This window comes from Vibrio chagasii (genome assembly GCF_024347355.1).
In the GTDB taxonomy this organism is placed as follows: domain Bacteria; phylum Pseudomonadota; class Gammaproteobacteria; order Enterobacterales; family Vibrionaceae; genus Vibrio; species Vibrio chagasii.
On record NZ_AP025465.1, the window covers coordinates 227,406 to 240,102 of the forward strand.

Consider the following 12,697-nt stretch of genomic DNA (forward strand, 5'->3'; position numbering starts at 1 on the left):
GTTAACAATGAAGTATTTAGTAACCGGCGCAGCGGGTTTTATTGGCAGTGCTGTGGTAGAACAGTTAACTGCAAAAGGCCATCAAGTTGTTGGTGTTGATAACCTAAATGATTACTACGATGTCGCTTTGAAAGAGGCTCGCCTCGCGCGTATTCAACATGCTAATTTTAAACTGGTCCAGTTAGACATTGCTGATCGCGATGGCGTGGCTCACTTGTTTGAAGCGGAGCAATTTGATCAAGTCGTTTATCTTCACTAAGAAGATTCTCGATGGCGACACGATCGACATCAACAACAATGGTGACATGTGGCGTGATTTTACCCACGTCAACGATATTGTTGAAGGTGTAGTACGCATCGCCGATGTCGTGCCAACGCGTCATAGCGAATGGACAGTAGAAGCCGGATCGCCAGCAACCAGTTCTGCCCCTTATGCGGTGTATAACATTGGCCATGGCTCACCAATCAATTTGATGGATTTTGTTAAGGCGATTGAAGACGAGCTAGGCATTGAAGCGAAGAAAAACTTCCGTGAAATGCAACCTGGTGATGTGTACCAAACTTATGCTGATACTCAAGATCTATTTGCAGCAACCGGCTATACCCCTAAGGTTACTGTGAAAGAGGGTGTCGCTGAATTTATTCAGTGGTACCGCGAGTTTTATAACAAGTAAAACCACAGTAGAGCTTTTTAAAGCTCCAATATAGAAATTACTCCATTTCTATAGACTTCTTCTATACATACAGCATCTCTGATGTTGCTAGTGCCTCATTCTATTCCGGTTTGGGGCACTTTTGTTTGCCATTCAGTTGCGCAAACAAAAGCCATACCCGCTGTACCTTGATAATAAAAACGAGAAAGAAAAAATAATGCTTAAACACTGCTTATTTCCTGCAGCGGGCTACGGCACGCGCTTTTTACCTGCAACAAAATCTATGCCTAAAGAAATGATGCCTATCGTTAATAAACCGCTGATTGAATACGGCGTTGATGAAGCCATTCAAGCGGGTATGACCAGCATGGCGGTGGTGACCGGCCGTGGTAAAAGCTCATTGATGGATCACTTTGATAAGAACTACGAGCTTGAGCACCAAATTCAAGGCACCAATAAAGAGCCTTTGTTGGATGACATTCGTTCCTTGATCGACTCCGCTCAATTTACCTACATTCGCCAACGTGAAATGAAAGGGCTAGGGCATGCCATTTTAACGGGCAAAGAACTGGTGGGCGATAACCCGTTTGCTGTGGTGTTGGCCGACGACCTTTGCATTAATGAAGACCAAGGTGTGCTGGCACAAATGGCGGCACTGTATCGCCAGTTCCGTTGCTCCATTGTTGCAGTCGAAGAGGTGCCAGAATCGGAAACCCACAAATACGGTGTGATTGCGGGTGAGCATTTGAGTGATGACTTGATTCGCATTACCGATATGGTCGAGAAACCAGAGCAAGGCACAGCGCCAAGCAACCTTGCCATTATTGGTCGTTATATTCTCACGCCAGACATCTTCGATATTTTGGAAGAGACTCAGCCAGGCAAAGGCGGCGAGATTCAAATTACCGATGCGCTGCTAGAGCAAGCGAAAACAGGGTGTGTGATTGCTTACAAATTCAAAGGTAAGCGTTTCGACTGTGGCAGCGTCGATGGCTACATTGAAGCGACAAACTACTGTTACCAAAACGTCTACCTTAAAGGCAGCAAAGCGGAAATAGACCAAACGGCGACAGAAAAGAAATAGTACTTTAGGCTGGGTGAATCGTAGTATGAAAGGTTATTTCATCAATGAGGTTCACCACCTTACTCTCCTTCCCCTATTCCAATGCCTTGTTGCTAATAGTTTAAAGAATGGCGTTAAATGGCAAGCTTTAAAGTCATGCGCCTTGCCATAATTCGCCATTCGGCCATTCTTCAGCAATAAAGCAATAAAGCAATAAAGCAATAAAGCAATAAAGCAATAAAACAATAACCAATTATAGGCTTACCCTGATGTCACTGTTTGAGTACCTCATCGAACTCTCGATGTTCTTCTTTATCTCCCTTGCTGTGCTGTACTGCATGCGCAAAGTCGGCTATGCGATTGGCCTAACCGATAAACCCAATGCCAGAAAGCACCACGAAGGCGTAGTTCCCTTAGTCGGGGGCATCTCTTTGTGCATTACCTTGTTGTACTTTCTGTATGTGAACGCAGAACAGTTCAATAACCTAGAGATAGCTGCCACGTGTTTAACTGTACTAGTACTGGTTGGGGTGGCGGATGATCGCTTTGATATCAGCTTTAAGCTCAGAATGGGCGTACAAGCGATGTTGGCGATGGTGATTATGCATTACACCGGGTTAACCCTTTCTCACGTTGGCGATGTATTCGGGTTTGGCGTGTTAGATTTCCCTGTGGTACTCGACAGCGTGATTACGGTGATCGCCGTAATTGCTGCAATTAATGCCTTTAATATGGTTGATGGTATTGATGGCCTGTTAGGTGGCTTGAGTATGGTGGTGTTTACTTCGTTAGGGGTGGTGTTCTTTGCTTATGAACTCGAGTTTTATGCCTTTTTTATGGCGGTCATGGTGGTCATGCTATTTCCTTTTGTTCTGTTCAACTTAGGCTACTTTGGTAAGCTTCGTAAGGTGTTCATGGGCGATGCGGGCAGCATGATGATCGGCTTTATAGTGATTTGGGTGTTGATTGGTGGCACGCAGTCCGATGACGGGCACTATATTATTCGCCCAGTGACAGCCTTGTGGCTTATTGCAGTGCCTTTGATCGATATGATGGCGATCATGATACGTCGTATTCGTAAAGGGCACTCTCCATTTAAACCGGACCGTGAGCATTTCCACCACATTATGCAACGTATCGGCTTTACCCCTCGTGAGTCGTTAGTGGTGATCTGCTTAGTGCAATTGCTTTATTCAACCTTGGGGTTATTGGGAGAGTACTTCCAGGTGCCAGAATTCGTCATGTTCTACACCATTGTGGCATGTTTCTCATTCCACACCTACGCAATGACACATTCGTTCAAGATGGCGAAGATTGTAAGAAAGTGGAAGAAGTTAGAAGAAAAACAATCAGAGGAAACAACAGTATAAGGTGATGGGTATGTAGAAATACCAGCATTTTGTGTATGTAGATGTGAAGGTTAGGCTTCATCTATCGCCTGCTTAATTCATCGTTATCTGTTGGTATTGCTTCGCTAATTCTGCATTTAGGTTGCCATCATTCAGTTATCACAAGCAAAAGGGCCCAATCTCGATATGAGGTTGGGCCCTTTTTGTTTTTGGTGGTAAGCGCTTCAGTTTTTAAAGCTGGCTTATTGGCACGGCCTTGTTTAAATCACTTTTGAAGTCTTAGCCATCAATGCGCTGCTGAGTTACTCATATACCTTCTCAGGAAGATTACGCCAACTTCTAATCCAGCTTGTGATACGCCAAACATAGCTCATCGCAACGGTGTACGAAACGAAGCAAAGCATAAACAGGATGAACATGGTTGATTCAGATATCCCCAAGAACTCACCGTAGATCCCGAAGCCGGCAAAGCCACTGGCGATCAAACAAATGATGGCCAGCGTCTGGCGTGATGTAAAACCGAGGCGCTGGAAAATGTGGTGTAAATGTTCTCTGTCGGGCTTGAATGGGGAATCGCCACGTCTTACTCGTCGAAACATGATTGCGGCCATGTCCATTAACGGAATAGCAATCAGCCATAACGCCGTGATCGGTCGCATGAGCGCTTCAGAAGGATCTTGGCTGGCACCAAGCAGTAGCCAGATGACGGTAAAGCCAATCATCATGCTGCCAGCATCCCCCATGAACACTTTGCGTTCTCGGCCTAGAAGCCCGAGGTTCATCAAGATATAAGGGATAGTCGCGGCAATGAATACGGCGCACAAATACGCTAAGCCGTTTTGGCTATCGATTTTGAGTAAAATGGCGATACCAGCAAAGGTGACGATAGCGAGCCCACCTAATAGGCCGTCGATACCATCAACCATATTGAACGCGTTAATGGCTCCAATCACCGCAAGTATAGTGACGACCGGGCTTAAGAATCCTAAATGTAATTCACCTATGCCAAAAATATTACCAATGTTTTCTAGGCGAATATCGGCAAAGTGCATCATGCAAATGGAAAGAATTGCTTGAACGACAAGCCGAATTTTGAAGCTAATATCAAACTTATCATCGAGCGCGCCGATAACGATAAGCACTGCGATAGAAGCTAAAAAAAGCTGGCTATGCGGTATCACATTGGGGTGGGTGAGTATGAACTGAGCTATCGACAAGCTTATTGAGATTCCGCCTACGAGTGGGATCGCTCCGTTATGCAGTTTTCGTTCGTTGGGTTTATCTACTAAGCCGACGGCTTTTGCTGCTTTTCGCATTACAAAGAGCGACGAAAAGGAAAAGAAGCCAACAAGTGATAGCTCTAATAACATGGTGAACTCTAGCCAAATTTTTAACTTTTTATTTACGTGTAGCTTACGTTAAAACTATCAATATGTACACTTGGTTGAGTATGATTTGTTCGCTTTTTTGGAACAAAGCCTACATTTTTAAATATGCACAAATATTCATACTTGGTGTAAATATTGCGTTGTTATGCGCTGTCTAATCCCTAATGTTGCCTCGGAGTCTTGAACACAAAATGACATTTTTTTTCACATTCGATCGGCCTACCTGAGACGTTTCTTGATCTTCCACTACAGTTTTGACTGTAAACTGTAGTAAAATTACGCTAATTTGTTTTTATACCGATTTATTTTGAATTGAACGAGGTCAGTCCTATGTCAGCTAAGAAGCCAATGGCTCTAGTGATCCTTGACGGTTACGGTTACCGTGAAGACAACCAAGACAACGCTATCGCGAACGCTAAGACACCAGTATTAGACGGTCTTATTGCTAACCAACCTAACACGCTAATCTCTGCTTCTGGCATGGATGTAGGCCTACCGGATGGCCAAATGGGTAACTCTGAAGTTGGTCACACCAACATCGGTGCTGGTCGTGTGGTATACCAAGATCTTACTCGTATTACTAAGTCAATTGCAGACGGTGAATTCGGTCAAACTGAAGCGCTAGTGAATGCTATCGACAAAGCTGTGAAAGCGGATAAAGCGGTTCACATCATGGGTCTTATGTCACCAGGTGGCGTTCACTCTCATGAAGATCACATCTACGCAGCGGTTGAAATGGCAGCAGAGCGTGGCGCAGAGAAAATCTACCTACACGCATTCCTAGATGGCCGTGATACGCCACCACGTAGCGCAGAAAATTCTCTACAACGCTTCCAAGATCTGTTCTCTAAACTGGGCAAAGGTCGTGTGGCTTCTTTGGTTGGTCGTTACTACGCAATGGACCGAGATAACAACTGGGAACGCGTTCAAACTGCATACGAGCTTTTAACTGAAGCAAAAGCAGAGTTCACATTCGACACGGCAGTTGCTGGCCTAGAAGCCGCTTACGCTCGTGATGAAAACGATGAGTTCGTTAAAGCGACTGAAATTAAAGCGGAAGGTGAAGAGTCTGCAGCTATCGTTGATGGTGATGCAGTTATCTTCATGAACTACCGTGCCGACCGTGCTCGTCAAATCACTCGCACATTCGTTGCTGATTTTGCTGGTTTTGAGCGTAACGTATTCCCAGCAATCGACTTTGTGATGCTGACTCAATACGCTGCTGATATTCCATTGCTATGTGCATTCCCACCGGCTTCTCTAGAGAACACTTACGGTGAGTGGTTATCTAAGCAAGGTAAAACGCAGCTACGTATTTCAGAAACAGAGAAATACGCGCACGTGACTTTCTTCTTCAATGGCGGTATCGAAGACGAGTTCGAAGGCGAAGAGCGTCAACTTGTTGCTTCTCCAAAAGTAGCGACTTATGACCTACAGCCTGAAATGAGCGCACCAGAACTCACTGAAAAGCTAGTTGCAGCAATCAAAGGTGGCAAATACGACGCTATCGTTTGTAACTTCCCTAACTGTGACATGGTTGGTCACACTGGCGTTTACGATGCAGCAGTGAAAGCCGTAGAGTCTCTAGACGAATGTCTTGGTAAAGTGGTTGAAGCAATTCAAGAAGCTGACGGCCAACTGCTTATCACAGCAGACCACGGTAACGCAGAAATGATGGTTAACCCAGAAACGGGCGGCATCCACACAGCACACACTAATCTACCAGTGCCACTTATCTACGTAGGTAACAAAGACGTTGAGTTCAAAGAGGGCGGTAAACTGTCTGACCTTGCACCAACAATGCTATCTCTAACGGGTACAGAGATCCCTGCTGAAATGTCAGGTGATGTTTTAGTTAAGTAACTTTTAACTTTCATCGAATACTAGAACGGCTGCACGCGAGTGTGGCCGTTTTTTTGTATCTGGATCTTGAAGAATAGATGCGGGATGCGAGTAAACGGGATTCGAAGAGCTGAAGGGCAGATGCGAGATACGAGTAAACGAGATGAGAAGAGCTTAAGGGTAGATGTGGGATACGAGTAATCGGGATACGAAGAGCTTTAAGAGCAGATTCGAGATGCGAGTAAGCGAGATGAGAAGAGCTAAACGCTATTTGTAGAGTATGCAGTGTTGAATGAGCAGTTGTTCTAAATTTTGTTTTTGCAATGCTATCACATCTACCATTACTCTCGTTTTTTTCGGGTGAGCTGACGGTAACGTTCGGTAGATAATACGAAAGCTATCGAGGTGAAATTCGCGAAAGTTTTTCACTCCAAGCTCTAGTAAAGGAGGGGCAATGTTTGCAGCATGAGGGTTATCAGAAACTAAGGCTTCAAATCGGTCGAGAAGAGCTTCTATGCGTTCTATGACGGCCCCTTCACTCGAATAATCACTTAAGTAGTTAATTAATGCATCAAGTAATTGATCAAAGGTGTCTGTGTACTCGATGGTTGTCATATTATTGAACCGACTGCTTACGCTTTGCCAATTTATCTCGAATCTGAGCGCTGGAGTTTACTCGGCCATGTTTTTCATCATCAACAGAAAATGATAATAGTTTCATTAATGCTATCGCTTCATCTCTACGCTTTCGATCTTCATAAGATTCAATCGTATAAGCGGGTTTACCATTTTGAGTAATGGTCATAGGCTCCGATAAATCGAGGTTAGCCGCGTGCTTTTTTAAGTAACTTATCGTTTCAGTGGACATTATCATTATCTCTTAATGTAGAAGTTTAAATGTAGACTATATTTAGTCTGATGACAACGGCACTTCTTGATGGTGAACTTTTATATTATCGATCTAGCGTGATAAGGCTTATTGCGTTCTATCTATAACCGAACGCTCAAAGTCGAGTAACCACTCTTTGCGATTCATGCCGCCGGTATAGCCGGTTAATGTTCCATTGGCACCAATCACTCGGTGGCAAGGGACTACGATGCTAAACGGGTTCTTGCCGTTCGCACCACCCACCGCTCTCACTGCTTTGGGATTGCCCATTCTCTTTGCTTGTTCGCCATAGCTAATAGTTTCGCCATAAGGAATAGAAGTGAGAGCCTGCCAAGCTGATTTTTGAAAGTCCGTGCCTTTTGTCGCTTTCAATGGCAAATCAAATTCAGTTCTTTGACCAGCAAAATACTCGTCGAGTTGGCGAGATACTTTGAGGCATAATTCATTGGGATTGCAATCAATAGCCTCATCATGGTTCACATGGTCGATTTCTATAATCGATACGCCATCACTAACAATGATTATCTTACCAATCGGCGCTTCGTAGAGCATTTTGTGAGTACTGCCTTCCATGCCATCTCCTTTCTTCTAGTCTCTTTCTACTCTAAAGCACTTAGAACTTCGTATCAGCTTGAAGCTTTTAACCCTTTCAGTATCTCGAACTTATTTTTAATCTTTTCGTATCTCGATACCCGAATCTCGCATCTACTGCAGTACCTTAAGTCGTCATTACAGAACTGAGGGACGAAGTGTCTGGAATCTCAAACAACGCGGTATTAGCAATGGAGAATAGATTTCCTACCAGGCTCGCTCCTCGCTATAGGGAATGATGGGTTGAACTCGAATGTCACTTGAGCCTGATATTTGTTCCGAAATCCTTTCGCATCTGCTTTTTAATCTTTTCGAATCCCGATTACTCGCATCCCGAATCTGCTTTACCCCTTATACGAAGCGCAAACAAATACCCTGAAATGCCACCCATTATGTTTCCTAGCGCTAGTCCAATAAATAGGCCTTCGACACCATCAATTTGGCTGCCTACCCAGGCAAATGGCAGGGTAAATACGAACAGGCGCATGAAGCTCCACTGGAAGGCTTTTAATGGTTGATGCATCGCATTCATTGCACTTATCAGCATCATCACAATACCTTGGAACCCGTAACTAAATGGCACGACTAACAGATAGTGCCACAAAATACCTCGAACCGACTCTTCCTGAGAAAAGAGCGCGGCTAAAGGGATGCTCAGTGGCACCATCATTAAAAAGATCAAACCTTGGAATAGCACGGCGAAACGCATGCTCAAGAATAGAGCTTTGAAACTGCGTTGTGGATTCTCTGCGCCAAAGTTTTGCGCCATAAAAGGGGTAAGAGCGGAAGTGAGAGACATTAAGACGATGATCAGAATCGATTCAATACGCTGAGCAGCACCATAAGCGGCAACGGCTTCGGTTCCTTGCTTGGCCAGCATCATCATAATGATAGCCCCCGCGAGTGGGTTCAGCGCGTTTGAAAGTGCGGCGGGTGTTCCAATGGTGAGGATTTGTTTCCAGTCATCAATGATGTTTTTTAGTTTGGGTGGAGCAAGCAGCTTTTCTCGTATGGTTAACACATACAGTGAGCCACATAACGCACCAAACCAACTGAAACCACTTGCAATGGCTGCGCCTTGAATCCCTAGCTCAGGAAAAGGTCCGTAACCGAAGATCAGCAGCGGGTCGAGAATGCCGTTAATCAGGCCCGCCAACATCATGATCTTGGCAGGGGTTTTGGTATCGCCACTCGCTCGTATCGCGCTATTGCCTGCCATTGGAATAACAAGTAGCGGTATAGCTAAATACCAGACCGTCATGTATTCAGATATCAGTGGCAGTAATTCTGGCTCTGCCCCCAATAAGGTAAACATGGGTTCTAGAGTTACCAGCCCTAGTGTTGATGCAAACCCAACAAGCAGTACGGCAAGCAATAATCCATGGCAAGTAAAGCGAGCTGCATTTTGTGCGCAGCCTTGGCCCAGTAGCCGCCCAATACAGGTGGAAAGCCCTACACCGATGCCCATGGTGATGCAGTTGATGGCGAAGGTAACTGGGAAGGTAAAGCTCACGGCAGCCAGTGCTTGTGTGCCAAGCAGTGAGATAAAGAAAGTATCGACCAAGTTAAACATCAAGATCGCAACCATACCGAAGATAGTCGGAATGGTCATGGTACGTAATGTACTCGCAATTGGGGCGGTTAATAGCCCGTGCTTATCTTGCATGTAAAACGCCAGTTGGAACGAAAGGTGTAGGATAAACAGATGTGGCTTGGAAAGAAAGAAAAGCTAAAAGCAGATGAGAGATGCGAGTGAACGAGATGCGAAGACCTTGAAGAGCAGATACAAAGAATTAGATGAGGGTAACGGGATTCGAGATACGAAAGGCGAAAGGCAAGAACAAAAGAAGGCGGTTCTATTTTTTGCCTGCTCTTGCCTTTCGCTACTCGTTTACTCGAATCCCGCATCAGCTCTTATTCTCTTCGCTACTCGTTTACTCGCATCCCGCATCTGCCTCTTAGATCACAAAATTTCCTTTCCACCCCTTGGGATCTTTCACTTCGCCCCAACATACTCTTTAACCCCATGCCAATCGTGGCAACTATCAAATTAAATGGAAATTATCAGGAGATACGACCGATGAATATCCGTCCTCTACACGACCGAGTTATCGTTGAGCGCCAAGAAGTTGAATCTAAATCTGCTGGTGGCATCGTTCTAACTGGTTCTGCCGCTGAAAAGTCAACACGCGGTGTAATTCTAGCTGTAGGCAAAGGCCGCATCCTAGAAAACGGTTCAGTACAACCATTGGACGTTAAAGTTGGCGACACTGTTATCTTTGCTGAAGGCTACGGCACTAAGTCTGAAAAAATCGACGGCAAAGAAGTTCTGATCATGTCTGAAAACGACATCATGGCGATCGTTGAGTAATCCGCGCTATACAAACTGAACTGACTGAATAAAGAATTTAAAGGAAATAAAGATGGCTGCTAAAGACGTTAAATTTGGTAACGACGCACGAGTTAAAATGCTAGAAGGTGTAAACGTTCTGGCTGACGCAGTAAAAGTAACGCTAGGCCCTAAAGGTCGTAACGTTGTTCTAGACAAATCATTTGGCGCACCAACGATCACTAAAGATGGTGTTTCTGTGGCACGTGAAATCGAACTTGAAGACAAGTTCCAAAACATGGGCGCGCAAATGGTTAAAGAAGTGGCTTCGCAAGCGAACGACGCAGCTGGTGACGGTACAACTACCGCTACAGTTCTAGCTCAAGCTATCATCACTGAAGGCCTAAAAGCCGTTGCAGCTGGCATGAACCCAATGGACCTTAAGCGCGGTATCGACAAAGCAGTAACAGCTGCTGTTGAAGAGCTAAAAGGCCTTTCTGTTCCATGTGCTGATACTAAAGCTATCGCGCAAGTAGGTACTATCTCAGCAAACTCTGATGCGACTGTAGGTAACATCATTGCTGAAGCGATGGAAAAAGTAGGTCGTGATGGCGTTATCACAGTTGAAGAAGGTCAGGCTCTACAAGACGAGCTAGACGTAGTTGAAGGTATGCAGTTCGATCGCGGTTACCTATCTCCTTACTTCATCAACAACCAAGAAGCAGGTTCTGTTGATCTAGAAAGCCCATTTATCCTTCTTATCGACAAGAAAGTTTCAAACATCCGTGAACTTCTTCCGACTCTAGAAGCAGTAGCTAAGGCATCTCGTCCACTTCTAATCATCGCTGAAGATGTAGAAGGCGAAGCGCTTGCAACTCTAGTTGTAAACAACATGCGCGGTATCGTGAAAGTCGCGGCTGTTAAAGCACCTGGTTTCGGTGACCGTCGTAAAGCAATGCTACAAGACATCGCTATCCTAACTGGCGGTACGGTTATCTCTGAAGAGATCGGTCTAGACCTTGAGAAAGTAACGCTAGAAGACCTAGGTCAAGCTAAGCGTGTAACTATCACTAAAGAAAACTCAACCATCATCGATGGCGCGGGTGAAGAAGCGATGATCCAAGGTCGCGTTTCTCAAATCCGTCAACAAATCGAAGATGCAACGTCTGACTATGACAAAGAGAAACTACAAGAGCGCGTTGCTAAGCTAGCTGGCGGTGTTGCAGTAATCAAAGTTGGCGCTGCGACTGAAGTTGAGATGAAAGAGAAGAAAGACCGCGTAGAAGATGCACTTCACGCAACTCGCGCTGCAGTTGAAGAAGGTGTGGTTGCTGGTGGTGGTGTTGCACTTATCCGTGCTGCATCTAAAGTGGCTAACATTGAAGGCGACAACGAAGAGCAAAACGTAGGTATCCGCGTTGCACTACGTGCAATGGAAGCGCCTATCCGTCAAATCACTAAGAACGCAGGTGACGAAGAGTCTGTTGTTGCTAACAACGTTCGCGCTGGCGAAGGTAACTACGGTTACAACGCTGCGACTGGCGAATACGGCGACATGATCGCTATGGGTATCCTAGATCCAACTAAGGTGACGCGTTCTGCACTACAATTCGCTGCATCAGTTGCTGGTCTTATGATCACAACAGAAGCAATGGTGACAGACAAGCCTCAAGAAGCAGCTCCAGCAATGCCTGATATGGGCGGCATGGGCGGTATGGGTGGCATGGGTGGTATGATGTAATCCCCCTCGCTATTTATAGTGACATTGAAAACGGAGACTTCGGTCTCCGTTTTTTTTGTTCTTATCTCATCTCGTTACCCGAATCTCGCATCTGCCTCTACCTGCTCTATACTCAAAAAGATAGCTATGACAGAGAGATAACATGTCTGGTTGTTGAATAAAGCATAATAAACGCTTGCTTGAGCATATATTAAATCAAGTTAACAATAAGTCAGTGGAGACTCCCCAATGAAAAAACTACTTTCAGTACTTGCTGTGTCGGCAGCGGTAATGGCACCAGCGGCATTCGCTTCTTCGCCTGTTATGTTTTCAACAATCAACGGCTTCAACGCACCTGATTCAGATGCAGTTGGTGGTGTGCGCTTGGCTCTGCTTCACGGACAAGTAAACGACCTTAAGGGTGTCGACCTTGCGGTTGTGGGTATGTCTGAGACTCAAACAACAACGGGTGTGAACCTTGGTATTTTTGGTGCATCTAAAGTGAACCAAGAGATGACAGGTGCATCGCTAGGTTTCTTCAACTGGAATACGGGTAAAACAACGGGTCTTAACCTGGGTGCTGTGAACATCACTAACGATGTAAAAGGTGCCAACGTGAGCTTCGTAAACTACTCTGAAGGCGACACTATGGTTGATGTTGGTGCGGCGAACCTTTCAGAGGTGTCGACTGTACAGGTTGGCATCTTCAACAAAACCAACAAAATCGAAGGTGTACAGATTGGTCTGATCAACTGTGCGGATAACGGTTTCTTCCCGTGCTTCCCAATTGTGAACTTTGCGAAGTAAGGTATAGTTTTACTACTCTGATTCGTAACGCCTAAGTGCTTCTTACTTAGGCGTTATTTCTACTCT

The 12,697-nt window shown here is 45.2% G+C and carries 11 protein-coding genes and 1 pseudogene; 7 read left to right on the top strand and 5 right to left on the bottom strand.

Going from position 1 to position 12,697, the window contains the following annotated elements:
- The first annotated feature begins 7 nt into the window (after positions 1-7).
- The 3 genes and pseudogenes from OCV52_RS01035 (at position 8) to wecA (OCV52_RS01045) (ending at position 3,086) form a co-directional block, all read left to right on the top strand.
- Positions 8-674, top strand: a pseudogene (locus tag OCV52_RS01035) (GDP-mannose 4,6-dehydratase).
- Positions 675-870: 196 nt separating this feature from the next.
- Positions 871-1,737, top strand: a complete 867-nt coding sequence (gene galU / locus OCV52_RS01040) for a UTP--glucose-1-phosphate uridylyltransferase GalU (protein ID WP_137406294.1) — start codon at positions 871-873, stop codon at positions 1,735-1,737.
- Positions 1,738-1,985: 248 nt separating this feature from the next.
- Positions 1,986-3,086, top strand: a complete 1,101-nt coding sequence (wecA, locus tag OCV52_RS01045) for a UDP-N-acetylglucosamine--undecaprenyl-phosphate N-acetylglucosaminephosphotransferase (RefSeq protein ID WP_137406293.1) — start codon at positions 1,986-1,988, stop codon at positions 3,084-3,086.
- A 281-nt stretch (positions 3,087-3,367) separates the two neighbouring features.
- Here wecA (OCV52_RS01045) and wecA (OCV52_RS01050) read toward each other — a convergent pair whose 3' ends face one another.
- A complete protein-coding gene (gene wecA, locus OCV52_RS01050; RefSeq protein ID WP_137406292.1) occupies positions 3,368-4,435 on the bottom strand; it encodes a UDP-N-acetylglucosamine--undecaprenyl-phosphate N-acetylglucosaminephosphotransferase in 1,068 nt (355 codons plus the stop codon).
- A 348-nt stretch (positions 4,436-4,783) separates the two neighbouring features.
- Here wecA (OCV52_RS01050) and gpmM point away from each other — a divergent pair, with 348 nt between their 5' ends.
- Positions 4,784-6,316, top strand: a complete 1,533-nt coding sequence (gene gpmM / locus OCV52_RS01055) for a 2,3-bisphosphoglycerate-independent phosphoglycerate mutase (protein ID WP_137406291.1) — start codon at positions 4,784-4,786, stop codon at positions 6,314-6,316.
- Between the two features lie 246 nt (positions 6,317-6,562).
- Here the strand turns inward: gpmM and OCV52_RS01060 are convergent, their stop codons facing one another.
- From OCV52_RS01060 to OCV52_RS01075, 4 genes are all read right to left on the bottom strand, one after another.
- A complete protein-coding gene (locus tag OCV52_RS01060; protein ID WP_137406290.1) occupies positions 6,563-6,910 on the bottom strand; it encodes a type II toxin-antitoxin system RelE/ParE family toxin in 348 nt (115 codons plus the stop codon).
- Position 6,911: 1 nt separating this feature from the next.
- Positions 6,912-7,163: a type II toxin-antitoxin system Phd/YefM family antitoxin gene (locus OCV52_RS01065; protein WP_004741356.1), complete on the bottom strand. Its 252-nt coding sequence runs from the start codon at positions 7,161-7,163 to the stop codon at positions 6,912-6,914.
- Between the two features lie 108 nt (positions 7,164-7,271).
- Positions 7,272-7,757: a methylated-DNA--[protein]-cysteine S-methyltransferase gene (locus OCV52_RS01070; protein ID WP_137406289.1), complete on the bottom strand. Its 486-nt coding sequence runs from the start codon at positions 7,755-7,757 to the stop codon at positions 7,272-7,274.
- Between the two features lie 340 nt (positions 7,758-8,097).
- Positions 8,098-9,441: an MATE family efflux transporter gene (locus tag OCV52_RS01075; protein WP_137406288.1), complete on the bottom strand. Its 1,344-nt coding sequence runs from the start codon at positions 9,439-9,441 to the stop codon at positions 8,098-8,100.
- A gap of 414 nt (positions 9,442-9,855) precedes the next feature.
- On the opposite strand from OCV52_RS01075, the gene OCV52_RS01080 reads away from it, so the two are divergent.
- The 3 genes from OCV52_RS01080 to OCV52_RS01090 all read left to right on the top strand — a co-directional run bounded on the left by OCV52_RS01080 (position 9,856) and on the right by OCV52_RS01090 (position 12,631).
- Positions 9,856-10,146, top strand: a complete 291-nt coding sequence (locus tag OCV52_RS01080; protein ID WP_004741353.1) for a co-chaperone GroES — start codon at positions 9,856-9,858, stop codon at positions 10,144-10,146.
- 52 nt (positions 10,147-10,198) lie between these two features.
- A complete protein-coding gene (gene groL / locus OCV52_RS01085) occupies positions 10,199-11,845 on the top strand; it encodes a chaperonin GroEL (protein ID WP_137406287.1) in 1,647 nt (548 codons plus the stop codon).
- 228 nt (positions 11,846-12,073) lie between these two features.
- Entirely contained in the window at positions 12,074-12,631 is a 558-nt protein-coding gene (locus tag OCV52_RS01090) for a VC2662 family protein (protein ID WP_137406286.1), read from the top strand.
- Positions 12,632-12,697: the final 66 nt, after the last annotated feature.